Below are 24,809 nucleotides of genomic sequence, written 5' to 3' on the forward strand. Positions count from 1 at the left end.
AGTATTCAGGACGCATCCAAAGGGCGAAGGAGCTGCTAAAGTAAGCAAACGACGCTATCGCTAGTGGAGTCGCTGTGGTAAAAACCCTAAGTTTGTTTGAAGACGATCGGTTGACGTTGCCGAAAAGTATTGAATTGTCGGCCGAGTCCTTGCGTCACTACGGCTCTTTTTACCAGCACTGGGCGATCGCCTTCTCTGGAGGGAAGGATTCTGCTGCAACGGTGACTTTGATTGCCCACCTGATCGAGACAGGACAAATTCCCAAACCGAAAAGCTTGACGGTTCTCTATGCCGATACCCGCCAGGAGTTGCCCCCTCTGCACGCAGCGGCGATGGGGATTTTAGCGGAGCTGCATCAGCGTGGGGTTGAAACCCGTGTGGTGTTGCCGGACTTGGACTACCGCTATTTTGTTTACATCCTGGGTCGAGGGGTGCCACCGCCTTCCAATACGTTCCGCTGGTGTACGCCGAAGCTGAAGGTGATGAGTATGGAACGGGAGCTGGAGCGTCTGCGGCAGGAGCGGGGCGAGAAGTTTTTGATGCTGACAGGGGTGCGGATTGGCGAGAGTGCTGCCAGGGATCAGCGGATTGCAGTGAGCTGTACGAAGGATGGGGGGGAATGTGGTCAGGGCTGGTTCCAGCATTCGTCTGCGGTGGCGGTGGCAGATACGCTAGCTCCGATCGTCCACTGGCGGGTATGTCATGTGTGGGATTGGTTGCTGCGGGCTGATTTGGAATTGGGATTTCTGACGTTTGAAATTGCCAGGGTGTATGGGCAGGATGTGTCGGATGGGGAGGAACCGCTTAATGCCAGGACGGGTTGTATGGGCTGTCCGCTGGTACAAAAGGATGCGGCCCTCGATCGCCTGATTGCTCAAGCAGAGTGGGCGTATCTTGCTCCGTTGCAACGGCTCAGACCTTTGTATTGGGAAGTCAAAAAACCACAGTATCGCCATCGGAAGCATGAGGAGCGCAATAAGGACGGACGGTTGACCGTAAAACAGGGACGACTGGGACCTCTAACTTTGGAGACTCGTCGCTGGATGTTGGCAGAAGTTTTGGCAATTCAGAATGAGGTCAATCAAACGGCTGCGGCTCAAAAGCGTCCGGTCGTTGACCTGATCAATGATGAAGAATTAGCCCGGATTGAAGCGCTCATTGCTGCAAAGACTTACCCTGAAAAGTGGGATGGTACGGAACCTACAGGCGATGTCCTGTTGCCTGAAATTTTTCCTGATGGAAGTATGCAGCCAATTTTATTTGGTGGTCAGTGGGTGAGTAAAGGATAAAAATTATGGAAAAACGGACGATCGCACAAGCTGTTATTGAGGTGCTGCAAGCGAGCCAACAACCAATGTCCGCTGCTGATATTACCCAGGTCATTCTGAATCAGAAGCTATATGAATTTAGTGCTAAAGATCCAAAAGGAATTGTCCGAGGCGCGATCGAACGACGATGTGATGGGGTGACTCGTAAAGATATTATTTCTCCAACTTATTTCAAGAAACTGCCTAATGGAACCTATCAATTGAAATAGAAGTAGTTTCTTTCTTAACTCGGTACAGGAGCAGCTAGTATGAGTCGTGAATTATTAGAAGACATTGTTCGTCTACCTGCTTTACAACTTGATGATCCGGAGGAGCGATACCTTGTCAGTGGTGTTAGTTGGTATCAATATGAGGAACTTTTAGAACAGCTAGAAGATGGTTCCTGGTATCGAGTCACCTATTTGGAAGGACTATTAGAGATTATGGCTCCCAGCCGCAGGCATGAAGTCAGTAAGGATAATATTGGTAGATTGCTAAGTGTATTTTTTGAAGAAACTAGAACACGCTTTTGGGGACTGGGTTCAACTACGTTTCGGAAAGGAGAAAAGCGAGGTGGAACTGAGCCTGATGTGTGTTATTGCATCGGGACTGAAAAGGAAATTCCTGACCTGGCGATTGAAGTTGTATTGACCAGTGGTGGAGTGGATAAATTAGCAGTTTACCAGCGGCTTGGGGTGCAAGAAGTCTGGTTTTGGCAAAATCATTGCTTTGAAGTTCATGATTTGCAAGGTGAGAGGTATGAACCAATCCCAACCAGTAGATTACTTCCTAACCTGGATTTAAATTTATTGGCTGAGTACGTGGAACATCCTTCTCCTCTCGATGCAATTTTGGAGTTCCGGGAAAAGCTGCGTGGACAAATGCAAAAGTTCTGACCAGTACTATTAATTGGGCTGGTTTGAGTCTAAGCCAATTGCTACTAGCTCCTCAATCTTTTTCATGTTTGGATCGCCTGCCAAATAGCCAATACCCCGGTGAAGATGTAACCGAAATTGAGCAGCAAGGGTTTCCCTGTCGATAGGTAAACCGTCGTTGTAGCAGCGTTGTTTCAGGGCGATGAGGAGGAGATCTGCCATCTCACCGCCGAAAACTTGCCAGGTCATTTCAACGTTGCTATCGGCTGGAATGGGAACGGGGGAGGGGGGAGTCGGTTCTGCGATCGATCGGCAGAATGCCCAACGACAAAGAATATTCCACTGGTCAATTTTGGTGACGCGCTTGAGTTTGATCAGTTGATCTTTGGCGGTTTGGGAGAGTTTGATGCGATCGAGGGGGGATTCCATGAGTGGGTGAGTGGGTGAGTGGGTGAGTGGGTGAGTGGGTAGGTGCGTCGTTGTGTACGAGGACTCGATCAGCACCTACCAAAAATACTTTGATTCCACTGTTGTTCTTTGATGGACTGGATCGTGCTGTAACAGGTATTCGCGGGTGATTACTCCCTTACCTCTTAACTCCTCTACCTCTTCGCGGCCAATTTCGGTGTCTGTTGAAAGCAAAATCATTTGATGGCTGGCACTGGGGAAGTATTGATCGATCAGGTTGCGGCGATGGCTGGAGTCGAGGCGGCTGAGGGGAGTATCAATGGCAATGGGTAGTTGACGCTGGCTGACGTTTGCCAGGGCCCAAAGGAAGGCGATCGCTAGAAGCTGTTTTTCTCCGGCAGAGAGACGCTGTTTTGGGATGGGCTGTCCTGTGGTGTTGTAGAGGGTCAGGCTAAAGGTTTGCTGATCGACCATGATCCGGTGAACCAAACTGGATTTATGGAGCAGGCAGCGAAAACAGTTTGTGATGTTGGATTCGAGGTCGTTCAGCTTCTGCAGGGTGAGATGGGTTCGGAAAGCTTGCAGAGTTTGCTGGGCAAGGGTTGCAGCTCTGAGAAAATCATCTGTATCCTGCTGGTCAATGTGCTGGTCACTGTATCGTTTGAGTTCAGCTTTTGTGGTTTCAATGTCGTGCCGAAGGTTGAGACACTGGCGTTTGCTCAGTTGAACTTTGAAAAGGCATTCATCGTAGCGAAGCTGTGCCTGATCTCGATAGGAACGGAGGCGATCGTAATCTTCAGGGGAGGGAGCAGCCTGGAGTTTGAGGGTGAGTGCTTCGATGGTGGTAGTGAGATGAGTGAGGTGGGTGAGGTGGGTATGGGTGAGGTGGATTTGGGTGGGGAGTTGATGGTTAATCACCTGGGTGAGGTAGTCGAGGGATTCAGGATCAGCGTTCAGCCAGGATTGAGTGGAGGTGGCTTCAGCTAAAGCCTGGGTTTCTTGCTGCAGGAAGGCTTGAATTTCTCTGGTTTGAGTCCGGTTGAGTTTGAGGGTTTGGATCAGGTCAAGGAGGCGTTGATCGCGTTCTGCAATCAAATCCCAGGCAGCCTGGGCTTGGTGGCGGCGCAGTTCGATTTGTCCTTGCTGCTGGGCGGATTGTAGTAGGGGTTGAATGAGTGTCAGAGGGAGTAGATCCCCTGCGAGGTTGCGGAGATTTTGACGATGGTGTTCGGCTTCGGTTTGGAGTTTCTGAAGCTGGCGATCGAGTTCTGGTGCAGATTCGGCAAGACTTCCCCCTTCTGCTTCAAATTGGATCTGGGCTTCCTGGAGCTTTTGGTCTGTGGCTGCCAATTCCTGTTCGAGGGTTTCCTGCCGGTTTTCCTCGGTTTCCAGGTCAGCTTTCTGCTGGTTCAGCCGTTGGGCGATCGACTCTAACACTTGCCGGTCTTCATCTTTAGCGAGATCTCGTTGGTGCTTGCTAATTAGAATTTCAAGGTGATGGTCGAGGCGATCGGGAAGTTCGAGTCCGAGGACGGAACGAATGGCAGTGGTAACGCTGGGGGGTGGCGTATCCTGCTCCGCCAGTTCTTTGATCTGTTCTCCATCAAAAAGGAATAGGTTGGAAAGTCCGAGGGGCAGCCAGGTTTCGACTCGTTCATCCCAAGTTTCAGTCAGGGTCGGATCATCCCATCCGTCAAGGAACACTTGAAGTTTGTCTTTGCCTTTGCGGTTCCATGTGCGCTGGACGCGGATTTCAGCAAGTTTGTCAATATTGCTGATCCGGATGACGTGTTGAAAGGTGAGTTCAATGCTTGCGATGGCATCGGCTGGGGCCTGGCTACAGACACACTGGCTGAGAAATTCGCTGTAGGATTGTTTTTTCTTGCGGCGATCGATCTGGGCCCGTTGTCCGTAGAGGGCAAGGCGAATTGCATCCATCAGGGTTGTTTTGCCGCCACCGTTGAAACCCCCGATCAGGATAATGGGGCGGGTTCCCTCGCTGCTGGGCTGGAGGTTGATGGTGTGGCGATCGCAATAGGAACCAAAGTTTTGTAGGATTAGCTCTTGGAAGATCACAGGTTTGCACCTTTGGCAAAAGCAGCGGACATTGGCAGTAAGCGGTTAGTGAGTCTGGCTCCAGATAGCTGGATCCGGTGGGTGACACAGCAGGATGATGTGATTGCCCAAGACATTCTCAGTTCTGATTTCCAGTGGGTAAGCCGCGAGAGCGATGTTCTGGTCAAAGCGTATAGTCCAACGTTAAAGACATTTTTGGTGCTGAGTGAATTGCAACTCCGCTACACCGATCGGATGCCTCGACGGATGAGGGCGTATGCAGCTCTGGCAGAGGAGCGTTATGATTGCCCGGTCTATCCTGTACTAGTTAACATTTTGCCTCCTGCCTCAACGACGATGATTGCGTCCCAATATCAGTCTGAGGTTTTAGGATTAACGGCGCGGCAAGATTACCGAGTGATTAACCTTTGGGAAATCGATGTGGATCTGGTGTTTGAACAACCCTTGCCCTCGTTGCTCCCCTTTGTTCCTATCCTGCGGGGCGGCCGTGAAGAGTCCTGTATTCGGCAAGCACTACGGGAGTTACGAGCAGACGAACGATTGAATGAACTAGAACCGCTGTTAGCATTTTTTGCTACATTCGTCTTAGACGCTCCAGTTGTTCGACAAATCATGAGGTGGGACATGGCTGTACTCCGCGAATCACCGTGGTATCAGGAGATCTTAAAAGAAGGCTTGGAGAAAGGAATGGAACAGGGGCTTCAGCAGGGGCTTCAGCAGGGGCTTCAGCAAGGTTCGAAGGAAGAGGCGATCGCCCTGGTATTGCGGCTGTTGTCTCGACGGGTGGGGGCTGAGGCTGGGGTATGGCGCGATCGGCTGAAACCGTTGCCGTTGGAGGAATTGGAAACTTTGGCTGAAGATTTATTAGATTTTTCGACTGAGACGGATTTGGTGGCATGGATGGAGCGGCATGGTAGGGGTTGAATGAGTGTCAGAGGGAGTAGATCCCCTGCGAGGTTGCGGAGATTTTGACGATGGTGTTCGGCTTCGGTTTGGAGTTTCTGAAGCTGGCGATCGAGTTCTGGTGCAGATTCGGCAAGACTTCCCCCTTCTGCTTCAAATTGGATCTGGGCTTCCTGGAGCTTTTGGTCTGTGGCTGCCAATTCCTGTTCGAGGGTTTCCTGCCGGTTTTCCTCGGTTTCCAGGTCAGCTTTCTGCTGGTTCAGCCGTTGGGCGATCGACTCTAACACTTGCCGGTCTTCATCTTTAGCGAGATCTCGTTGGTGCTTGCTAATTAGAATTTCAAGGTGATGGTCGAGGCGATCGGGAAGTTCGAGTCCGAGGACGGAACGAATGGCGATGGTGACGCTGGGGGGTGGGGTATCTTGTTCTGCCAGTTCTTTGATTTGTTCACCATCAAAGAGAAATAGATTGGAAAGTCCGAGGGGGAGCCAGCTTTCGACCCGTTCATCCCAGGTTTCGGTAAGGGTGCGATCGTCCCAGCCGTCCAGAAAGACCTGAAGTTTGTCTTTGCCTTTGCGGTTCCAGGTACGCTGAACGCGAATTTCGGCAAAGCATTTTTTCAGATCGTTGAGAAGTAAAGCATTATCTGGATAATTGAGGGACAGAGCATTGTCAGTCTGTCCCTGAACAAGCTTTTTCTTTGAGAAAACCGCTAATTAATTTGAATCATTCGACTGGCTACACTAACCACCTCTGTTGAGTTTTTGATGGCGATCGGACGGCTCCATTCGCTGCCCGCGATGATATTACGGCTGTGCAGTAACAAAATCATGCGATCGACGGCTTCACGGGAAGCTGTCAGCGTTATTTTTACAGGTTCCTCATTAAATGAATGATTAGCAGAAAAATCGGCAGGCGGATCAGCAGGAGGGATAAACCCTCCATTTTCTACAAAGCTCATAAATCTCCTATTTTGTTGCCTTATTGGACTACAAGCAGGGAAAAGCAGAGTCCTTTTGGCTGTGAGTTTTTCTAACTATACACTATTTTGTAGTCCATAAGGACTCACGCCTTTACGTAGTGATCATCCTCTGACACGATCGATGTCATGGGAAAAGCAGGACGAGTTCTTAAAGTTGTGTTGGAGCAGTACAACATCAGCCAAATTAAGTTGGCTGATCAGCTAGGTGTGGGGCGGTCGAACGTCTATCGATGGGCAAATGAAGTGAGAGATCCAACCTCAGAGACAGTAATTGCCATCATTAAGGCTTTGGGTGAAATTAACCCAGATGCTGCCGCAGAATTTAGGAAGCTATATATGGGTGATCCAGATGCAGAAACTTAGGCAATGTGCCAATGATCACGATGCCATGCAAGGGCTTCACTTCGAGGATGGAAATCACTTTGATCAGGTAAGTGTATTTGTTCTCTATTGAATTCCTGCATTCGCTTTGATTCCTCTGGTGGTTCTTCAATAAAGCGATCGGCAGGAATAATGATTCTGTAATCGTCATCAATGCTAAACCACCCATGATCAAATGCCCAATGATGATTTTTGCAGAGGGCTAATCCGTTTGTGTAACTGTCATCCTTGAATCTAGAAAATGGTTTAATATGTGCGCCATCAACAATATCACCGCTATCTCTACTGATGATTCGTAACTTACAGAACGCACACCTTTGACCGTATAAAGAGACAACGTTTCGTCTGAAAGTTGCATCTCTAACGATATCCTCAAACTCTTTAACTTCTTTTTCACTCATTTCATTAGTAGAGTACGTTGCCCCACTTTCTCGTAAGCTATAACGTATATCTTGAAAGGAGTGTATTTGAAATAAGCTTTGGACTTGTTCTATCTTTTCGGAGAAACATTTAGAAGCAATAGCTACAATTAAAGCTGCTCTATTGATGGGAGATTTTAGCAAATCAAAAAGCTCGTCATCTAGTTCTGCATAATCTATGTTTTTTCTTAACAGACTTAATCGGTTTAATTTCACTCCAGATTCTAAAACATTTTCAAATCCTGGTTTCGGTTGCAGATACCAGAAAGGGTTTTTGGCGCGGCTAAGGAAGAAAAAGGGTTGAGCTAAATCAGCTTGATAATAAGGTGTACTTAACTGACTACGAAATTTGGCGAATGTAGAGATTAACTCAAGAGAAAGATAAATTTTGTTCTCCTGGATTAATCTTTGCTCTATAAGCTCAATAACGGATAACAGCAACAGTGGCTGATAGGGAGCTTTTCCACCAACAGTATTCACGTTGAGGTTGGTAAAACGATTGATGTAGTAATTTAGATCTTTCTGCACACTAATCTCAAGCAAGAATTGCTACGTCAGAACTCGCTAGACTGAAAATAGATTTGCTCAATCTGCTCATGCCTACCAGGAAACCACCTTGATACCAGTACAACTAATAAACTTGCTCTTGTAAGAGGTTCTTGTAGAAACTCAAATAAATCTTCATCTAAATGAGCATATTTTATAGCTCGTTTAACTTCTGCAAAGGTTTTTAACTTCATCTTTGATGCAATAATTTTTTCGTACCCTGGATTTGCCCAGAGATGCCAAAACTTACCGCTTCTCATATGAAAGAACGGTCTAGAAATATCTGGATTGTGAGATTCTGAGCCTAAATAAGACCAGTATTTTAGAAATGTCTTGATTAGTTCATCAGATAGATAAATTTTGTTTTCTTTGATAGCTCCTTTCCCAATTAACTCAATTACCGATAGGAGTAATATTGGCTTATGTGGTGCAATACCATGTGCGCGATCGACTCGTAATCGCTGAAACTTCTTGGCGTAATAGCTTAAGGTTTCAATGTCTCTTAATGTTTTTTTATGTTCATCATGAGGCATATTAAAATAGTTGATCTAGATCAAACTCTTCTGTATCAACCTGTTGTCGCTGCCTCTGTGAATACAGAATCAATAGAGTTCGTTCTAAATGATTCTTGATACCGTACAATTCTTGACCCAAAATTTCAAGTCCACCATTTGCGTATTCTTGAAATATTTCTACTCTTTGGAGATCTGCATCCTGATCAGAAGTAAGAATTTTTGGATCATTCGTTTCAGCAATTGCAATAAAGTCAATAACTGAACGATCCCGAAACTGTTCCTGTAATACTGCATCAGGATCTTTTCGAGAGAATCTTCCTAAAGGAATTCTCTTCTTGCGTTGAAAACCTAAAGCCGCAGCAAATGTTAGGACATCAGCATACGTCAGAAATAAGCCAGTCCCATCTTCCTTTGTCCTCAGAGCTTTGACTAACTCTGCTTTGTCTTGCGATATCTGAACCCTAGCTAAAGGCATATCTGCTTGTGTAGAGCCTACTCAGTTCCTTATAGCATTAAAACCGCTTATGGCTTTGACCAGTTTTGCTTTATCTTTCGCAACCTTAATACGGATATCTGCCATTTGGGGAGATGAGTAGATGAGAGAGTGGGTAGAGTAGGATACCTTTAGGATTCCCAGGTGGGCGATCGATTTACAGGGATGAGGCGAGCAATTCAAGCTCGAAGGTTCTTTCAAGAGAAGCAGGAGATCGGCGCGATCGGTTCTAGGGGGTAAACTGGGCAATTAACTCCTCCCGCGATCGGTGCAACAACAGGGGCATATATTCAGCAGGCGGCAATTGCAACAAAGGTTCAACAATGGCCACTAATGCGGTATCCAGTTCGCCAAACCTGGCTCTCAACAGGCTTTCAATCACCTCCCTTTGCCCCTCCTGTAACGCTTCCTGGTACACTCTGGTCTGTTTCAAATTGTCAAGTCCTAACATCGCTTCAATCTCCTCTCGACTTAGATGGATGAACTTATACACAATGATAGTTTCAATTAACTCGATCAAAACCGGACTTGAAACCCCTGCGACTGTCTCCTGCTGCGACCGAGCAATCAACTGTCTGGCCCGAACTGGGGCTGTGGCTTCCGGTTCAATAATCAGTTGCATGATGCTAATGCCCAACGGCAACTCAGAGATTGAACCCAATTCATTGAGATAAATGCGCTGCACCTTTGCGCTATCCAACAACTCCTGAAACAGCTTTGATTTTGGAGGCTCCAGGCTGCGATCGGGGTAAATCACAATGCCTTGCCAATCAGCAGTTTTGGGATGCTGTGATAAATATAGGAAAACCTCAGCAAAGAAGCGATGATAAAGCTGCATATCCTTCTGAAACTGAATCTCGCAGAAATAGATAGGTTGCAGCAATGAGGTATCGATCGGCAGCAGTACGCCATCAATCCGAAATGCTGTTTGCTTAATCTCAACCGATCGGAACCGATATGCCTCAGCTTGAGTAGCTGAACGCCCTGCCAGTTCCAGCAAAATACCCGGCGCAGTTTGAAACAGGCGATAGAAAATGCTATCAGTTTTCACACAATTTCTTATCCGTTTCTTATCCGAGAAGTGCGTCAGTGGGGCGATCGATATTTAGGGGGTAAACCGGGCAATTAACTCCTCCCGCGATCGGTGCAGCAGCAGAGGCATATACTCAGCAGGCGGCAATTGCAGCAGAGGTTCAATAATAGCCACCAATGCGGTATCCAGTTCGCCAAACCGGGTGATTAACAAACTTTCAATCACCGCCCTTTGCCCCTCCTGGCGACCCTCCTGACGACCCTCCTGGCGACCCTCCTGGCGACCCTCCTGGCGACCCTCCTGCAATGCTTCCTGATAAACTCTGGTTTGCTTTAAATCGTTCAAGCCCAACATTGCTTCAATCTCCTCTCGACTCAAAGTTGCAAACTTATACACAATAATAGTCTCAACCAACTCAACGATCGCCGCGTGGGAGACACCCGCCACTTCCTCCTGTTGTGCCCGCTCAATCAATTGCCTTGCTTGTGCTGGTGCCGTTTCCTGGGGTTCAATCACCAGTTTAACGAGGCCAACACTCAAAGGGAGGTTGGCGATATCACTCAGTTCACTGAGATAAACTTCTTTAACCTTGCAGCTATCCAATAACAGTTGATGTAGCCTCGCCTGATCCGGCTTCAGACTGCGATCGGCATAGATCAAAATGCCCTGCCAATCATAGGTTGCCGGATTTTGCGCCAGGTATAGAAAGACCTCTGCAAAAAAGCGGTGATAAAGCTGTTGATCCTTCTGGAACTGGACTTCTGTGAAATAAACCGGACGTTCTGTTGAGTCTTCGATCGGCAGTAGAACCCCATCAATCCGAAAGGCGGCTTGCTTCAACTCGATGGAGCGAAACTCGTAACCCGTGGCTTCACTACCGGGTTGCCCGATCAACTCAAAGAAAATGCTAGGTGAAAGCTGAAACAAAAGATAGAACAGCGTATCCGTCTTCACCGCCGATCCACCTCCACCACCTCCGTCCACTCAAACTGATTCGGGCTTTGCCTCACCAGGGGATAGGTTTCCCCATTCAAGACGATCGACTCTGGCTGACAGTCAGGCTTTGCCGAATTAAACACCAGCACATATTCCTTGCCAATGTAAGGTTCCATTTCCGTTTCTACCTCACCCCGCCACTGCGTTTTCGTCGCCAACACCACCAACTGATCCGCCAGGGTAGGAATGAGTCGTGCAATCTGCCGTCGATAGTTTTCATCCAACGTGCCGAAGGGCGAGTCCATCACGATCGGGAAACTGCTGCCATCTAACCCAATCAGGGAATGCTTTTCACTCCAGTAGCGTACCCGCTCAATAATGCTGCCAATGAAAGATAGACTGAGAATCTGGTTCTCCCCGGTTGAAGGAGCCACAACACTCTCTCCATCTGTCAGATTCTCAACCAATACCAGTTCATAATTCTCCGTCAACTTTGGCACCTGGGTCTTAAACGACACCTTACGGAAAATTTCTCGGATTTTTTCCTCCAGCTTGACTCGGAAAACCCGATCAATGCGCGATCGCACCTCACTAATTCGATCGATCGCATCATCGGTTGCCCTGATCTGCCGTTGAATCAGTGCTTGCTGCTTACCCTTCGCCTTCAGTTCCTTGATTTGCTTGTTCAGGTTCGCAATTTCTCCCTCGCATTCCTCAATATCCCGCGCCAGATTTTCATCCTCTCGGTGCAGATCAATGATTTTTTCCTCGATCTCCTCCAGGCGTTTTTCCAGACCACTGACATTGATATCCTCATTGCCTTTCAACTGCTCCCGGATATCGTCAAGCTGCGTCTCTAACGTCGAAAGATGTCGTCGCAAATTTTCAATGCTGGCTTGTTCTTGCTCTACCTCCGCCCAAAACTCCGGAATCTGCCGCTCAATGCTATTGACCTCACCCCCCATCTGGATCACCGCTTCTTCCACCTGCTGAATTCCAGAGCGATCGAGCCATGATTCCACCTGTTTGCGCGCCTTTGTCCCCTGCTTCAGTTCCGCTCCACAAATGCACGATCCATCTTCCAGCAAGTCTTCGACAAACTGTTGCTTAATTCCAGCAGGTAATTCTCCTCGTTGCCGCAGGTCGTTCGCCAGGTTACGAAACTGGACGATCGCATCGGTGAGAAATACCATGTATCCCCGTGCAGAGATTGTTCGTCGCAGCTTATCCTGACTGCGCTCTAGTTGCGCCTGAATTTCCTCCGTTTGCTGCTGCAAATCATCTCGTCGAGCTTGAACCTGCCCTACCTGATCCAGTTCCCGGAGCTGCGCTGTTACCCTTTGCTTCTGCTCCTCAAATGCTGCAATTTCAGTCTCAATTTCTTTGCGCCCTGCTTCTAACTCCGCCTTCTCCTCCAGCAGGTCTTCCTTTTCCTGTACCAGTCGCTTCGTTTCCGGATCGCCAATCTCTGCCAGTTCTCGATTCAGCGATCGCAGAGCATCCTTCAAGTGATTGATCGCTCGATCCAGGACTTCCACACTTAACAGAGTCCGAATTGCTTTAGAGATCTCCAACTTGTTTTCTGATTTAACAATGCGATCGATCCGTTCTCCATCAAAGAAGAAGTAGCGGTGTAGGCTCTCTGGCAACACCTGCCCAATTTTGTCCTCCGGCACCTCTGGCGGCTGAACGAGTTTACCATTGATCTGAAGTGCAAGTTCACCAGGGAGTTCGGTGAGATCGGAAGTGGGTGAATGGGTAGATGGGTGAGTGGGTGGTTTTTCGAGGTGACAGGAGCGACGGGCGCGATAGCGATTGCCGTTGTGTTCAAATACCACCTCGACCCAGCAATCCACACGACGACCCGGAGGGGTTTCAGCGATCGATCGTTTGTTAATATGCTGTTCGGGTGAAGCAAAGGCTCCCGTATGTTGACCGTATAGCACCCAGGTAAAGGCATTCAGTAGCGTCGTTTTACCCGCCCCATTATTGCCATGAAACACAGTGACACTCTGCCCTGGTTGCCCTGCCAGATCGATCGCCACTTCTCCCCAAAACTGACGGAAGTTGAACAGCTTCATTGAGAGTAGCTTCATTTCACCGCATCCTTAATGATTTGCAGAATATCGGCTTTAATGCCTCTGGGTCTATCCGAGTGTAAGTTCTCCTTCTCCACTCGAATCACCTGCCGAATAATTTTTTCAACTTCAGGCGGTGCGGTTGTAATTGGTGCTTCGATGTCGTTTTCAGATTCAGGATTCATAAGAGATAATAAACAGTACCTGAGTCCGCAAAGGGGTTTAACCTCTATGATGCCTGTTATTCTAAGCCTCAATGCAGTCAATCTGACCGACGAGCAGTTTTATCGCCTCTGTCAGGCAAATCGGGATGTGCCCCTTGAACGGACTGCGAAAGGAGATTTGGTGATTATGCCACCCGTAGGCGGAAGGAGCGGTAATCGTGAAGCGGGTTTGATTAGCCGTGTTTGGGCATGGAATGAGCAAACCCAGCTCGGACAAGTATTTAGTTCGTCTACTGTGTTTAGATTACCGCAGGGGGGCGATCGCTCTCCCGATGTCGCTTGGGTCAAACGCGATCGATGGGAGGCATTAACCCCTGAAGAACAGGAGGTATTTCCGCCCATCTGTCCCGATTTTGTGATTGAACTGCGATCGCGGACAGATTCCCTCAAGCCACTACAAGAGAAAATGCAGGAGTATCTCAATAGTGGTTTGCGCCTGGGTTGGCTGATTAATCCTCAGGATGAACAGATTGAAGTTTACCGTGCAGGTCAATCTTTAGAAGTGCTTCAATTTCCGGTTAGTGTATCAGGTGAGAACGTGCTTCCAGGGTTTATACTGGTGCTGCCTCTCTAAACGGAGCAAGTCTTTTTTAGCTGATTGGCTGACAAAAGTTGTGTGCCCTCACCCCCAACCCCTCTCCCAAAGGGCGATGGGAGCCAATCCGTTTCTTCAGTTCCCTCTCCCCTTGGGAGAGGGCTAGGGTGAGGGCTTCCACGGTTTTGGCTGAGAAGTTTTGTCAGTCAACCAGCTTTTTTAGCGTCCTTAAAGCTCTAACAGTTGATACTTTTCTTGTAGTGGTAACAGAACTTTCCTCGCCTGACCACTATTCACTGCCAGATCAGCAAACTCCACAAACCGCTGCAACTCCTTTCGTAGCAAATTTCGCTCGATACGCCAGGATTCCCGGCCCAAATCAGGCGGTATCACAATCATGTCAAACAACTCGGCTCTCTCCTTACCTGGACTAGGACGCAGAATTCGTCCGCGTCGCTGCACAAACTGCCGGGGATTACTACTACTCGCCAGGATCACAGCCGTTTGGATTTCTGGAATATCTACCCCTTCATCCAAACAGCGGATGGCAACTAACCCTTGGAGAATGCCATGCGTGAATTGGTAGCACAGTTCTTCTCGCTCCTCCAGACTCGTTGCGGCAGTGTACGTTTGAACTCGATAACTGAACTCGTCTTGCAGCAAAGTAGTCACCGCTTCAAGTTGACGAACACTTGCTTCCGTCACTTCACCTTCCACAGAGCCATCACCGCAATAGAACAAAGTATGGCTGGTTTGCAGGCGATCGGACATGATCTGGCGCAGAGCCTTGATCTTGTTGGTTGCTGCCCCAATCAACCGTGCCCGTTGCACCAGCAATGCTGTTAATACTTCATTGTCATCCATATCGCCTCCTATCCCAATCGCCCGACCCATTCGACGGGTTAATTCCTCATACCGTTCGATTTCAGGCTCCGTTAACTCCACTAAAACTGGATAGTAAAGGTAAGGAACCAATGCTTTAGCCGCGATCGCATCCTTCAGGGTAAATTCTGGCTCCAACACAGAACCAAAGTATTCCAGCAATCGCTCCGTGCCACGTTCATCAAAATAGCGTTCAGGTGTGGCAGAAAGTGCCAGACGCAACTTGATTTCCTGAGGCAAACTGGACTCTAAACGGGTTGCCCCTAAATTGTGGGCTTCATCGCCAATAATCAACGATCGCTGCGGGAAAAATTGCAGTTGGGACTGAAGGCTATCTCGGATTAACGTTGCATTCGTTGTAATCACAGTGACAAATGGTTGATTCCCTGAAAGCACGGCCAATAGCTGCGATTGCAGTTCTCCCTGCCAGTTTTGCACAGACTCAAACGCCAAAACGGGCTGCAAGCCAAACTGACGAGCTGCTGTGGCCCATTGCGTGACCAGATGCCGATACGGACAGACAATCAGCAAACCCTGAAGTGGTTTGTTGTGTTCAACACTTCTTTGATACAGTTCAGCCGCGATCGCCAGAGCCGTAATCGTCTTACCACTTCCGGTTGCCATCTTCAGCGTACCCCGGCCTTTATTCGCGAACCAGTTGGCGATCGCTTGCTGTTGGTAAGAACGTAACTTCAACCACGAGGGAAGAATGGGAACTCCATCTGGAGATGAGGCTGAAATTGAATAGCGACCACTCGGCTCCGATACTCTGGGCTCTGTCAATGGCGGCTCCTCCGGGCATAGCTTTAGAAGCTTTTGCCGCGCTGCCTCTGGAAATTCCAACACTTCTACGTTTTCAGTTTGGTTATCCCAAAGCCGCTGAAAATTCTCAACCTTTCGTAAGGTTCTTCTACGCAGGGTGGTGTCCCATGACCAATAAACGTCAATGCACTCAAAATTTTCAATCAAGGCATTGTAGCTTTCATTGGCTGACCCCATAAAAGTGACAAAATTGCCCTCACCATCCGCAAAAATTCCCACCTTCTCGTGATAAAGCCCCCTCTTCTTAGAAACGGCAAGCCTGATCTCCAACAATCCTTGAGCCAGCAACCAGGCCAGACAAGCCAGGCGATCGTGAACGACCTGATCAAATTCCTGTTCCAACTCTCGTAGGAGGACAGTGCAAATGACCTCCTCTCGCTGCTTTAAACCTTGTTTGATCGCCTCTGCATCTTCAGGTGATAGTTGTGGAGATGCAACCAATTGCATTCTCCCGCCAGAACGAATTAATGCGGACAAACCCTTTGCTGCCGCTGCCATTGAGGAACTGGAGAAATAGCCCACTGCTCGGTGATAGACGATCGAATGTTCGAGACAGGGAATATAAAAATCCTGAATCAGATCACAGCCATCACTGCGATATTCATCCTGAATCTTTAAATCACTCAAACTCAATGCCAACAGCCCTTCAATTGGTTTGCTTTAGTCTAGCCCGTCTGACTCTACAGCCCAAAGTGCCATTGCTCAAACTGCGATCGCTATGGAATTTGCAGTCTGGGGGCAGATTGTTGCCAGGTTTGAATTTGCTGCTGGGCAGTGGGATAGGCTTCCGTGTAGGAAGGAATGCTGCGGGCAATGTTGATGGCGGATGTAGGATCCAGATTCAGTTGAGACTCGGCAATTTCTAGTATGCGCCAACTCCACTGGCTGATCAGGCGATCGGCCTCAGCACGAGCAGAATTGTCTGCGGGAATCTCATTGGCAATTTGAATGGCCGTCAGCAGCATAGCAGGAGTGCCCACGCTCGCTGCACTTTGGGCCTGCTGAATCCGTCCTTCACCCTGAAACTGAGTTTGCCAGAGCTGAATTTCACCCTGGGCTTCATCGTACAAAGTCCGTCCCGCAGAAATTTGCTCGGCCACATTGATCGCCTGAGTTACATTGCCCTGACTGGCATAGCGCCGGGCTAAATCAAGGAGCGGTTGATCCTGAATCCGTTGGAACTGCCCCGTCCAGGCTTGAATTTCGCCCTGTGCTTCGTCATACAACGCTCGACCAGAGGCAATCTGTTCGGCCACACTAATCGCCTCCACCAGGTTCCCAGAGTTGGCCAACAACCTGGCCCGATCGAGAATCGGACGATCTTGAATTCTCTGAATCTGACTGCGCCACTCGCCAATTTGATCCTGGGCCTCCGCATAGAGTGCCCTGCCAGATCCCACTCTGCTAGCCTCATTGATGGCAGACTGTAGGGCATTGATGTCCCCTCGTCCCGCTAACTGCTGCGCTCGCGTCAGGTAAGGACGATCCTCAACGGTTTGAATGGTTGTCGTCCATTCATCAATGATTTGCTGGGCTTCATCGCCACGAGGGTTAGAAGCGGGAATCAGTCGGGCCTCTGAAATAGCCGCTCGCAGGTCAGCCGTCGTCCCCCCCTGAGCCACCTGACGGGCAATGGCAAGCCGCTGGACATCCTGGATCTCTAACCGCCAACGGCTGATTAAATGCTGGGCCCGGCTATAGAGAGGACGATCGCGGCCAATCCGCTGCACTCTGGCGATCGCGCCCTGAATATCATCCGGTGTACCGCTCCAGGCCTGGGCCTGGGCCTCTGCCAGGATCTTGAAATCCTTAATTTTCTCCTGAAGCTTGGGCTGGTCAGGAACTTGTTCCAGGATATTCAAAGCTGCCATGTAGTCTCGCTGATCCAGCGTTTCCTGAGCCAGGTCAATCATGCTCTGCCCAAATTCGGCAATATGCCGTTGTGCCTTTGCGTGGAGCGGGCTATTAGCCGTCACTTCCTCCGCCAGCTGAATTGCCGCCAGCAGATTGTTCAGTCCACCCTGCCGGGCTAGATCCTGGGCCCTACCTAGCTTATTAGAGTCCTCACGAGTCAGCGTGATCAGTTGATTGAGTTCTCGATACTTCGTAGTGCGCCAATACTCATTGCGGACATCTAACAGGCGGGTTGCGACCCGAAACGCCTGCCGCAGATCGTGCTCATAGAGGAATGCTTCTGCCTCGTCATAAATGCCTTCCGCTTCAGTCCAGATTGCCTGCCAACTCTGGATCTGATCCTCCACGAGCTGATGTACCTCCGTATTGTCAGGAATACTTTGAGCAGTTTTGATCGCCTGTTGCAAGTCTCCCCGATGAAATGACTCTTCTCCCAGATCCAGAATGTCCTTAGCCCATATCTCAATGTTGCGATCGATTTTAGGGCGCAGGGGATGATCATCCGGCAAAGCATTCACCAGGGAGATCGCCTTGAGCAAATCATCTACCGTTCGTCGTTCCGCACTGAGTTGAGCGCAGTAAATCCGTAGGGAAGCCGAGGCAGTGGGCCAAAAGATAGTGGGACAGTTGGGCAAGGAAGGCAGGCGCAACAGCGTCAGAGCTGAAAGGATGCCTAAACCACTGAATGCAACGATCGAGGTAATTCCCCAAAATTGCCAGCGTCGAAAGAAGCGTTTGGGAGCGACTGGAACCTCAAAGGGCGTTTCATTCTCCTCCCATTGAGCCGTTGGAGACACTGGGGATACAGCGGGGTCTTGAGCTTCTGCATGATCGTCCGCCCTGCTGGCAGCATAGGGATTGGGTGTGGTTGAGGCGATCGGCACGGCAGGACGCACCTTCGCCTCTGCCGGATGGGGCGGTAACTCAACCCGAAACGGCGGAATGCCTGGGGGATGAAACTCCCCAGAGATTGACTTAGCTCCATCCCCGTTGGAACGGCAATCGGGCATTTTGCGCTTTTCGGTCATACCTCACCCCAGCACGTTAAAGCTGTTAGTCTAGCGAACCTGCGAACCAATGCACCCAACAGCAAACACAACAGTTAAAAGTACAACAGAAAAACCCAGGATTGTCATCCTCATTGTAGGAATTTTGATTAAGCAAAGATTTTGATCAAGCAGGAATTTTGATTAAGGATGAAGTCGCAAGCCCGAAGAGAAGGGTAGAAAGCAGAAGCAAGGGGGTTGTTATTCCTTACTTGATGATTCTTGACGATTCCTTTCCGACTGCCTTTCCACTCCCTACTCCCCATTCCCTACTCCCTACTCCCTACTCCCCATTCCCTACTCCCTACTCCCTACTCCCTACTCCCTACTCCCTACTCCCCACTCCCTACTCACAAAAAGCAATCTCACTCACTTGAAGCTCAAAGGGCACACCAATTTCTGGAGGTGGACTAATGTGGATCTTAGCACTGAGGCTAAACCGGGCTAACTGATTCGCCAGGGGAACCAGGTTGTGGAGCACTCGCCAATGCGCTGCGGCATTGACACAATCAATCCTCAGGGTCAGGGCGACTGCCTGAGTGGTAATTTGCCATTTGCACTGGCAGAGGAGAGACTGCGTGACTCCATCACAAGCCTCATAAAACCGCTTGGCGATCGATTCCTCTAGCTGCTGTCGCAGTTTTTCGTCCAATGCGGTAAGTTGAGTTGGCGGTAAATCGTCTGGTGGAAGAAATGTTGGGTTCATGATCACTGCTCATGGATTGCCAGTTGACATACCGCCATTAAAATACTGTTTTGCCCTATAGACAGTACATCTTTATCTGTTCGTTAGGTTTGGCGAAAAATTCTAAACATTCAGCCTTCTGGATCGCTGGGTTAGGTTGGGCAAAAATTTTAAGCATTTAGCATTCTGGCAGCTGCGATCGCGGCTTGCCCCACGGAAAGCCCACTTTCATTTGCCGGAATTTGCTGATGGGTGAGCACCGTTAATCCTTGAGCCTGCAAGCGTTCCGTAACCTGGTGCGCCAGAATTGAGTCGCGGAAACTGTGCCCGGTCAGAGCCACCTGCCTAAAGGGATGCTGAGACTGGAGCTGCATCACCATTTGAGTAATGGCATCCACCAACCCTAGATGAAAGCGCGTAGCAACCCGACGGGCTGAAGCTCCCTGGAACAGATCTTCCAGCAGGGAATGCCACATGGAGCGGGATTCGATGTAGGGAATCGGTGGGTTCAGCGCACCACGGTGTAAGGAACGAATCTCAAAGGGGTAGGGCTGTCCCTCCCGCTGGATCTGTTCGGCATCGACCAGTGCGGCCAGTTCGATCGCGCCCTGCCCATCATAATCTGCCGTTTCACAGCGAATTCCAACGGCCGCCGCTACCGCATCCCACAGGCGATCGACGGAGGAAGCCGCAGGGGCATTCATGCTGTTGAACAAAAGCTGGTTGAGTAACAGACGCGGTTGGCGATCGAGAAATTGCAGCACCTCAAGCTGACCGTATACCGTCTGTAAATCTTCCCAGTCAAACGCAGAAATGAGATGGGCATAGGTATTCCGCCAGGGTTGATAGATGGCTTGCTCTCCTCCCAGCAGCGCCACGGGCTTAAAGGTTCCGACTCGCTGAAGTTGGCAGTAATCTGCCAGGAGAAATTCACCTCCCCATAGGGTTCTGTCCTCACCGTACCCCAATCCGCCCAGGGCAATGCCTAAAACTGGCTCGGTATTCAGTGGAATCTGGTTATCCACCATACAGGCCGCAACGTGAGCATGGTGATACTGAATATCGTGAAGGGGAAGGCTCTGATCCACCCAACCATTGAGCTGATGGGCCAACTCTTTCCCAAATTGGGCTGCTGGATACTCTGGATGCTGTTCAATCGCAATCGCCACCGGAGAATGGGTCAGGAGGCTCAGGTAAAGATCCAGGGTGCGTTGATAGGTTTTGAGGGCGATCGCACTTCTCAGATCACCAAGCTGCTGGGAAAGGACAGCTTTGCCAGTTTGCAGCATACAGAAAGCACTTCTGACACGGCTTCCCATCGCCAAAACGGGAGGAGCCTGCTCAAACCCATCAGGCAACCGCAGGGTGATTGGCGCATTCTCTTTAGCCCGTTGAGCCAGGGTTGCGATGTGGGCGATCGGTAAATCGTTTAGTTGCGAATAACTTGCAGATTGGCGTAGTGATTTCGTCATATCCGTCGTACCTAAAAATACACCCCAGTCACTGGTTTGCGTGGTTTTACTGAGCATTGAGAATTTAACAGGGTTGATGGAGTACAGGCATCTAACTCATGAGGGAGACAATTACATGACTGCAATCAATCAGTTGAAGTTAATCATTACCATGCCAGAATAGTGAATTAACCAGGTAAATTAAACAACCGAAAAACCCACATCCGTACGAGCTTGACCCTATACGAGCTTGCCCCCTGGTTGACTGACAAAACTCCTGAAACCCCGATTCTTCCGTAGGTTGGGTTAGCGATAGCGCAACCCAACAGAACATAGGCTGGTGTTGGGTTTTCTCCGTTTCGGATCTGATTGAATTTCATCTTCCGAGGCAGACCGGCTTTAAACCTTCAAAACCATTGCTCTGAATCACTCAGAATTAAATAAAATCAGATTTCAATATTGCTTATATCCAAAATATAGGGATTTCAGTTAAACTTCATTTTTAACAATTGGTGAATGCTAATGCTGTATTCTTAACGTCTTTCTGGCTCCCTCTTGCTTCAAAAGCGATCTACCGTGAGGACAACGCTTTAGAGAGTTGATTACTCTGGAATAGCTTTACCATTGCTCCAGATAGAACAGTTTGCAATTAAACCAGATACACTGTCAGTGTCGAAGATCACTTATTACCGCAGATCACGGTCAAGTTAGGTATCGAATTATCAAGAATAATTATCAAAGCAATATGATTTTGCAATATGATTTTGCAATATTGACAGCAATTTTTACACTTCCAAAGAACCGCACAATGGGCTGTATATCAGTTATGCAACGACGCTGTTAAGCTTAATGCTTAGGTTCTAACCGCAATTTTTAATTCTCCTGCCGCTGCTTTTATGGACTATATTCTTGAGTCGCTGTCCGACACGCCACTGGTCGGATTTACTGTTCTGCTGCTGGTTATTCTGACGGTGCCGCCCGTCTTTGAACAACTGCGATTGCCTGGTTTAGTCGGCTTGCTGGTGGCAGGGGTGGTTTTGGGGCCAGATGGGTTAGGCTTTTTAGATCCTGGCTCGGAAGCGATGAAGCTCCTGTCTGACATTGGCAAGATTTACTTAATGTTTGTGGCAGGGCTGGAAATCGATCTGATGGAATTTCACAAAACCAGAAATCGATCGCTGGGGTTTGGCTTGGCTACCTTTCTGGTTCCCCTTATCTTTGGCACTGTGGTCGGGCAAGGGTTTGGGTTTGGACTCAATGCCTCGATTTTAATTGGTTCTCTGCTGGCTTCCCATACGCTCCTGGGCTATCCGATCGTCAATCGGTTAGGGGTTACAGGCAACGAAGCGGTGACGGTGACGGTGGGAGCAACCATTTTTACGGATACGGCCGCTCTACTGGTTTTGGCGATTTGCATTTCCATCCATGCCGGCGAATTTTCGGCAACTAGCCTGATTATCCAGTTGGGAGCGTTGGCGATTTACGCTGTGGTTGTGCTGTACGGGTTCGCCCAGGCTGGAAAGGTCTACTTCCGTCGCACTGGAAACGATGAAGGCAATCAGTTTTTGTTTGTATTGCTGGCGGTGTTTCTGGCATCGGTTGGGGCCCAGGTGATCAATATTGATCAAATCGTGGGAGCGTTCATGGCGGGGCTGGCGGTGAATGGCGTGGTCGGTCGTGGCCCGGTGCAGGAGAAGGTAATCTTTGTCGGGAGTACTCTATTTATTCCCTTCTTTTTTGTGGGAATGGGTCTGTTACTCTCGGTCAGCAGCTTTATTGAAACCTTGACCACTGGATTCTGGCTGACTGTGGCGATCGTCGGGGCATTGATTAGCAGTAAATTTTTAGCCGCTTGGGTGGCCAAATTACTCTACCGCTACAACTGGCATGAAACCCTGAGTATGTGGTCGTTGTCCCTACCCCAGGTGGCGGCAACCCTGGCGGCAACCCTGGCGGGAGTCAATGCGGGATTATTAACCTCAGATATCTTTAATGCCGTAATTGTGTTAATGCTGGTGACTTCGGTGTTGGGGCCTATCATTACCTCCCGTGCGGCACGGCATCTCACCATTCCCAAAACGACGATCGAGGTGGAGGAAGAAGTCTGGGGATTGCGAACCGATGATTCTATTGGGCCACCCTCTGAAGAAACTCAGTCTGCTTTACCCTTTACGGTCGTTGTCCCGGTGCATAATCCCCATACCGAACGCTACTTAATTGAGGCGGGGGCGTTGTTAGCCCGGCATGAGGCGGGGGTTTTAATTCCGTTGTCGATCGCCAAGTCCCACATTCACATGGATGATCCAGAGCTGGAGAATGAACTTCAGAAAAGCCGCAGGTTATTACAAAAAGCATCTACGGTCAGTCAGGAACTGCGTACCAAAGCCAAGCCGATCGTACGGATTGATGATGATATTGCCCACGGAATTTGTCGTGCGGCCAGGGAGTACCATGCCAATTTAATTGTGATGGGATGGGCAGAAATGACGGGATTTCGGGCCCGACTGTTTGGCAACGTGATTGACAGCGTGTTCTGGTCTACCCATTGTCCGGTAGCGGTAATGCGGCTGCTGGATGAACCCATGCAGATTCGCCGGATTCTGGTTCCCGTGAAAAACCTGACGGCCCAGGCTCTCCGCCCGGTGGGATTTGCTCAGTTATTAGCCGATACTAATCAAGCCAGCATTACCCTGCTCCATGTCTGCGATCGCCAAACCACGAAAGACCAAATTTTGGAGTTTGAATCTGAGCTGACCACCGTTCTTGCGGCCACTCCGTTTCACGTCGATATCACGATCCAAACGACTCCAGAGGATAATGTGGCTCAGGGGATCCTCAAGGCGGCTCGCAACCATGACCTGGTGATTTTACGTTCCCTGCGTCGCCGTACGGCGGGAGGTCTGGCCGTCAGTGATGTGACCACGGAGGTGCTGTCTAAGGTGTCGGGTTCTGTTGTGTTGTTTGGGGAACCCCATCATTTAGCTTAGGAATGCAGATCGTCGGCATCGGTCACGCGCCAACTCAGCTTCAGGTTAAGCCAGAAGTTCCATAGAGTCACTGCTGCAATGGCCAAAAGATTGGCGACATAGCGGTTCAGGCCAAAGACATTGAACAACAGGTTTAGTAACAACACATTCAGCACCAGGCCTGCCAGGCAAATTAAATTAAATTTGAGAAATCGCTTCAGGCGTTTACTCCAGCCCTTTTGTTGCTGAGAAATATCACCAAACGTCCAGCGATCGTTCCAGAGAAAGTTATTCACGATCGCCAGCTCTGAGGCAATGATCTTACTGCGGGTCAGTCCCCAGCCTAAAGTGGTGGGATCACTGAGCAAGTAGAGAATCGCCATGTCCACAAATACGCCACTCAAGCCCACAATGCCAAATCGGAAAAAGCGCGTGAGGGGAACCACAACTGGCCTTTGGCCATACCGTCGATTGCGATCGAACCGCAGACGGAGCAAATGCCGCAGATAGTCAACGTACTGTTTCCAGGTGACTTTACTTTCGCCGCTCTGTCGTTCCTGAAACACATAGCCCACCTCCGCCACCTGTTCAATCTCACCACGACCCAACACCTCCAGCAGCACTTTATATCCCACCGGGCTGAGGGGTTGGTTGGCAATGGCACTCCGTCGCACCATGAAGTAACCGCTCATCGGATCAGAAACTCGCCCCACCACATCTGGCAAAATCAGGAGTCCCACCACCTGGGCCCCCCGCGACAAAAATCGCCGCACCAGACTCCACTCGCTGACCCCTCCTCCATCCACATGGCGACTGGCCACGGCTAAATCTGCTCCTTGCTCAATGGTTTCCAGGAGCTTTAACAATACCTGCGGCGGATGCTGAAGATCCCCATCAATGACTCCCAAAATGCTCCCCCGTGCCACCTGCCATCCCCGCACCACGGCAGTGGATAAGCCTCGTTCCTGCTGTCGTCGCATGACCTGGAGCTGCGGATAATCTGCCATCATCCCCTGGGCCAGATTCCAGGTGCGATCGGGGCTATCATCATCCACCACAATCAGCTCATACTCTCCAGGCATCATTAAGTCCAGCAGATGGCTGAGTTGCTGGATCATCTTTTGAATTGATTGCCCTTCCTGGTAGGTGGGAATCACCAGCGATAGCTTAACTAGGTGAATGGGATCAGAAGTGGCGCGATCGAATGGTTCAGCCAGCTCCGGATGCGAAGCAGGGACTTGCAGGATCCCCGTAGGAGGGTGAACTAAAGACGGGGTAGAAGTCATGGGGCAAAGACAAGGCTTCGGAATTCCTGATTATAGAATTCTTGCC

General features: G+C 49.5%; 23 protein-coding genes. 8 read left to right on the plus strand and 15 right to left on the minus strand.

Annotated features, from left to right (window positions below; genetic code table 11):
- The first annotated feature begins 74 nt into the window (after nucleotides 1-74).
- Genes ACM1PF_RS09015 through ACM1PF_RS09025 form a run of 3 tightly spaced genes read left to right on the plus strand, consistent with a single transcriptional unit; the run spans nucleotide 75 to nucleotide 2,203 of the window.
- The gene (locus ACM1PF_RS09015; protein ID WP_416674124.1) at nucleotides 75-1,289 is read left to right on the plus strand and encodes a phosphoadenosine phosphosulfate reductase domain-containing protein; all 1,215 of its coding nucleotides are present in this window, start codon (nucleotides 75-77) and stop codon (nucleotides 1,287-1,289) included.
- Between the two features lie 5 nt (nucleotides 1,290-1,294).
- Nucleotides 1,295-1,537, plus strand: a complete 243-nt coding sequence (locus ACM1PF_RS09020; protein ID WP_416674126.1) for an HTH domain-containing protein — start codon at nucleotides 1,295-1,297, stop codon at nucleotides 1,535-1,537.
- Nucleotides 1,538-1,576: 39 nt separating this feature from the next.
- The gene (locus tag ACM1PF_RS09025; RefSeq protein ID WP_416674128.1) at nucleotides 1,577-2,203 is read left to right on the plus strand and encodes a Uma2 family endonuclease; all 627 of its coding nucleotides are present in this window, start codon (nucleotides 1,577-1,579) and stop codon (nucleotides 2,201-2,203) included.
- Between the two features lie 9 nt (nucleotides 2,204-2,212).
- Here ACM1PF_RS09025 and dndE read toward each other — a convergent pair whose 3' ends face one another.
- Both dndE and dndD read right to left on the minus strand, forming a co-directional pair.
- Nucleotides 2,213-2,611, minus strand: a complete 399-nt coding sequence (dndE, locus tag ACM1PF_RS09030; protein ID WP_416674129.1) for a DNA sulfur modification protein DndE — start codon at nucleotides 2,609-2,611, stop codon at nucleotides 2,213-2,215.
- Nucleotides 2,612-2,686: 75 nt separating this feature from the next.
- The gene (gene dndD / locus ACM1PF_RS09035) at nucleotides 2,687-4,666 is read right to left on the minus strand and encodes a DNA sulfur modification protein DndD (protein WP_416674130.1); all 1,980 of its coding nucleotides are present in this window, start codon (nucleotides 4,664-4,666) and stop codon (nucleotides 2,687-2,689) included.
- 12 nt (nucleotides 4,667-4,678) lie between these two features.
- Between dndD and ACM1PF_RS09040 the strand changes: the two genes are divergently transcribed.
- Nucleotides 4,679-5,590: an Rpn family recombination-promoting nuclease/putative transposase gene (locus ACM1PF_RS09040; RefSeq protein WP_416674131.1), complete on the plus strand. Its 912-nt coding sequence runs from the start codon at nucleotides 4,679-4,681 to the stop codon at nucleotides 5,588-5,590.
- 50 nt (nucleotides 5,591-5,640) lie between these two features.
- On the plus strand, nucleotides 5,641-5,853 hold the full coding sequence (locus ACM1PF_RS09045; RefSeq protein WP_416674133.1) for a hypothetical protein: 213 nt from the start codon (nucleotides 5,641-5,643) through the stop codon (nucleotides 5,851-5,853).
- A gap of 428 nt (nucleotides 5,854-6,281) precedes the next feature.
- On the opposite strand, the gene ACM1PF_RS09050 is transcribed toward ACM1PF_RS09045, so the two are convergent.
- Nucleotides 6,282-6,530, minus strand: coding sequence for a hypothetical protein (locus ACM1PF_RS09050; protein WP_416674135.1), 249 nt, complete (start codon nucleotides 6,528-6,530; stop codon nucleotides 6,282-6,284).
- 147 nt (nucleotides 6,531-6,677) lie between these two features.
- Between ACM1PF_RS09050 and ACM1PF_RS09055 the strand changes: the two genes are divergently transcribed.
- Nucleotides 6,678-6,914: a helix-turn-helix domain-containing protein gene (locus tag ACM1PF_RS09055; protein WP_416674136.1), complete on the plus strand. Its 237-nt coding sequence runs from the start codon at nucleotides 6,678-6,680 to the stop codon at nucleotides 6,912-6,914.
- On the opposite strand, the gene ACM1PF_RS09060 is transcribed toward ACM1PF_RS09055, so the two are convergent.
- From ACM1PF_RS09060 to ACM1PF_RS09090, 7 genes are all read right to left on the minus strand, one after another.
- Entirely contained in the window at nucleotides 6,911-7,879 is a 969-nt protein-coding gene (locus ACM1PF_RS09060) for an HNH endonuclease (protein WP_416674137.1), read from the minus strand. The genes ACM1PF_RS09055 and ACM1PF_RS09060 overlap by 4 nt on opposite strands.
- Nucleotides 7,880-7,905: 26 nt before the next feature.
- On the minus strand, nucleotides 7,906-8,430 hold the full coding sequence (locus tag ACM1PF_RS09065) for a hypothetical protein (RefSeq protein WP_416674139.1): 525 nt from the start codon (nucleotides 8,428-8,430) through the stop codon (nucleotides 7,906-7,908).
- A gap of 1 nt (nucleotide 8,431) precedes the next feature.
- The gene (locus ACM1PF_RS09070) at nucleotides 8,432-8,887 is read right to left on the minus strand and encodes a DNA phosphorothioation-associated protein 4 (protein ID WP_416674141.1); all 456 of its coding nucleotides are present in this window, start codon (nucleotides 8,885-8,887) and stop codon (nucleotides 8,432-8,434) included.
- A 247-nt stretch (nucleotides 8,888-9,134) separates the two neighbouring features.
- A complete protein-coding gene (locus ACM1PF_RS09075) occupies nucleotides 9,135-9,956 on the minus strand; it encodes an Rpn family recombination-promoting nuclease/putative transposase (RefSeq protein WP_416674142.1) in 822 nt (273 codons plus the stop codon).
- Between the two features lie 54 nt (nucleotides 9,957-10,010).
- Nucleotides 10,011-10,892, minus strand: coding sequence for an Rpn family recombination-promoting nuclease/putative transposase (locus tag ACM1PF_RS09080; protein WP_416674143.1), 882 nt, complete (start codon nucleotides 10,890-10,892; stop codon nucleotides 10,011-10,013).
- Nucleotides 10,889-12,970, minus strand: coding sequence for an AAA family ATPase (locus ACM1PF_RS09085; protein WP_416674145.1), 2,082 nt, complete (start codon nucleotides 12,968-12,970; stop codon nucleotides 10,889-10,891). The genes ACM1PF_RS09080 and ACM1PF_RS09085 overlap by 4 nt, the downstream gene beginning before the upstream one ends.
- Nucleotides 12,967-13,137, minus strand: a complete 171-nt coding sequence (locus ACM1PF_RS09090) for a hypothetical protein (RefSeq protein ID WP_416674147.1) — start codon at nucleotides 13,135-13,137, stop codon at nucleotides 12,967-12,969. The genes ACM1PF_RS09085 and ACM1PF_RS09090 overlap by 4 nt, the downstream gene beginning before the upstream one ends.
- A gap of 46 nt (nucleotides 13,138-13,183) precedes the next feature.
- On the opposite strand from ACM1PF_RS09090, the gene ACM1PF_RS09095 reads away from it, so the two are divergent.
- On the plus strand, nucleotides 13,184-13,750 hold the full coding sequence (locus ACM1PF_RS09095) for a Uma2 family endonuclease (protein WP_416674149.1): 567 nt from the start codon (nucleotides 13,184-13,186) through the stop codon (nucleotides 13,748-13,750).
- A 189-nt stretch (nucleotides 13,751-13,939) separates the two neighbouring features.
- Here the strand turns inward: ACM1PF_RS09095 and ACM1PF_RS09100 are convergent, their stop codons facing one another.
- The 4 genes from ACM1PF_RS09100 to ACM1PF_RS09115 form a co-directional block, all read right to left on the minus strand.
- Nucleotides 13,940-15,376: a DNA phosphorothioation system restriction enzyme gene (locus tag ACM1PF_RS09100; RefSeq protein WP_416676601.1), complete on the minus strand. Its 1,437-nt coding sequence runs from the start codon at nucleotides 15,374-15,376 to the stop codon at nucleotides 13,940-13,942.
- A gap of 755 nt (nucleotides 15,377-16,131) precedes the next feature.
- Nucleotides 16,132-18,357: a chromosome segregation ATPase gene (locus tag ACM1PF_RS09105; protein WP_416674151.1), complete on the minus strand. Its 2,226-nt coding sequence runs from the start codon at nucleotides 18,355-18,357 to the stop codon at nucleotides 16,132-16,134.
- A gap of 364 nt (nucleotides 18,358-18,721) precedes the next feature.
- Nucleotides 18,722-19,081 carry a hypothetical protein gene (locus ACM1PF_RS09110; protein ID WP_416674153.1) on the minus strand — a complete coding sequence of 120 codons (360 nt, stop codon included), beginning with the start codon at nucleotides 19,079-19,081 and terminating at the stop codon, nucleotides 18,722-18,724.
- Nucleotides 19,082-19,230: 149 nt separating this feature from the next.
- Nucleotides 19,231-20,532 carry a Kae1-like domain-containing protein gene (locus tag ACM1PF_RS09115; RefSeq protein ID WP_416674154.1) on the minus strand — a complete coding sequence of 434 codons (1,302 nt, stop codon included), beginning with the start codon at nucleotides 20,530-20,532 and terminating at the stop codon, nucleotides 19,231-19,233.
- An 875-nt stretch (nucleotides 20,533-21,407) separates the two neighbouring features.
- Here ACM1PF_RS09115 and ACM1PF_RS09120 point away from each other — a divergent pair.
- The gene (locus ACM1PF_RS09120) at nucleotides 21,408-23,498 is read left to right on the plus strand and encodes a cation:proton antiporter domain-containing protein (protein ID WP_416674156.1); all 2,091 of its coding nucleotides are present in this window, start codon (nucleotides 21,408-21,410) and stop codon (nucleotides 23,496-23,498) included.
- Here ACM1PF_RS09120 and ACM1PF_RS09125 read toward each other — a convergent pair.
- Nucleotides 23,495-24,763 (minus strand): glycosyltransferase, encoded by a 1,269-nt coding sequence (locus tag ACM1PF_RS09125; protein ID WP_416674157.1) that lies wholly within the window; start codon nucleotides 24,761-24,763, stop codon nucleotides 23,495-23,497. The genes ACM1PF_RS09120 and ACM1PF_RS09125 overlap by 4 nt on opposite strands.
- Nucleotides 24,764-24,809 lie beyond the last annotated feature (46 nt).

The organism is Egbenema bharatensis FJBBOT/2019, assembly GCF_048077055.1.
GTDB lineage: Bacteria > Cyanobacteriota > Cyanobacteriia > Elainellales > Elainellaceae > Egbenema > Egbenema bharatensis.

Bases quoted from the DNA above. Each gene is read 5' to 3' on its own strand.
- ACM1PF_RS09020 (WP_416674126.1), top strand. From the start codon at position 1,295: ATGGAAAAACGGACGATCGCACAAGCTGTTATTGAGGTGCTGCAAGCG.
- ACM1PF_RS09025 (WP_416674128.1), top strand. From the start codon at position 1,577: ATGAGTCGTGAATTATTAGAAGACATTGTTCGTCTACCTGCTTTACAA.
- dndE (WP_416674129.1), bottom strand. From the start codon at position 2,611: ATGGAATCCCCCCTCGATCGCATCAAACTCTCCCAAACCGCCAAAGAT.
- ACM1PF_RS09045 (WP_416674133.1), top strand. From the start codon at position 5,641: ATGGTGTTCGGCTTCGGTTTGGAGTTTCTGAAGCTGGCGATCGAGTTC.
- ACM1PF_RS09050 (WP_416674135.1), bottom strand. From the start codon at position 6,530: ATGAGCTTTGTAGAAAATGGAGGGTTTATCCCTCCTGCTGATCCGCCT.
- ACM1PF_RS09055 (WP_416674136.1), top strand. From the start codon at position 6,678: ATGGGAAAAGCAGGACGAGTTCTTAAAGTTGTGTTGGAGCAGTACAAC.
- ACM1PF_RS09065 (WP_416674139.1), bottom strand. From the start codon at position 8,430: ATGCCTCATGATGAACATAAAAAAACATTAAGAGACATTGAAACCTTA.
- ACM1PF_RS09070 (WP_416674141.1), bottom strand. From the start codon at position 8,887: ATGCCTTTAGCTAGGGTTCAGATATCGCAAGACAAAGCAGAGTTAGTC.
- ACM1PF_RS09085 (WP_416674145.1), bottom strand. From the start codon at position 12,970: ATGAAGCTACTCTCAATGAAGCTGTTCAACTTCCGTCAGTTTTGGGGA.
- ACM1PF_RS09090 (WP_416674147.1), bottom strand. From the start codon at position 13,137: ATGAATCCTGAATCTGAAAACGACATCGAAGCACCAATTACAACCGCA.
- ACM1PF_RS09095 (WP_416674149.1), top strand. From the start codon at position 13,184: ATGATGCCTGTTATTCTAAGCCTCAATGCAGTCAATCTGACCGACGAG.
- ACM1PF_RS09105 (WP_416674151.1), bottom strand. From the start codon at position 18,357: ATGACCGAAAAGCGCAAAATGCCCGATTGCCGTTCCAACGGGGATGGA.
- ACM1PF_RS09110 (WP_416674153.1), bottom strand. From the start codon at position 19,081: ATGAACCCAACATTTCTTCCACCAGACGATTTACCGCCAACTCAACTT.
- ACM1PF_RS09115 (WP_416674154.1), bottom strand. From the start codon at position 20,532: ATGACGAAATCACTACGCCAATCTGCAAGTTATTCGCAACTAAACGAT.
- ACM1PF_RS09120 (WP_416674156.1), top strand. From the start codon at position 21,408: ATGGACTATATTCTTGAGTCGCTGTCCGACACGCCACTGGTCGGATTT.
- ACM1PF_RS09125 (WP_416674157.1), bottom strand. From the start codon at position 24,763: ATGACTTCTACCCCGTCTTTAGTTCACCCTCCTACGGGGATCCTGCAA.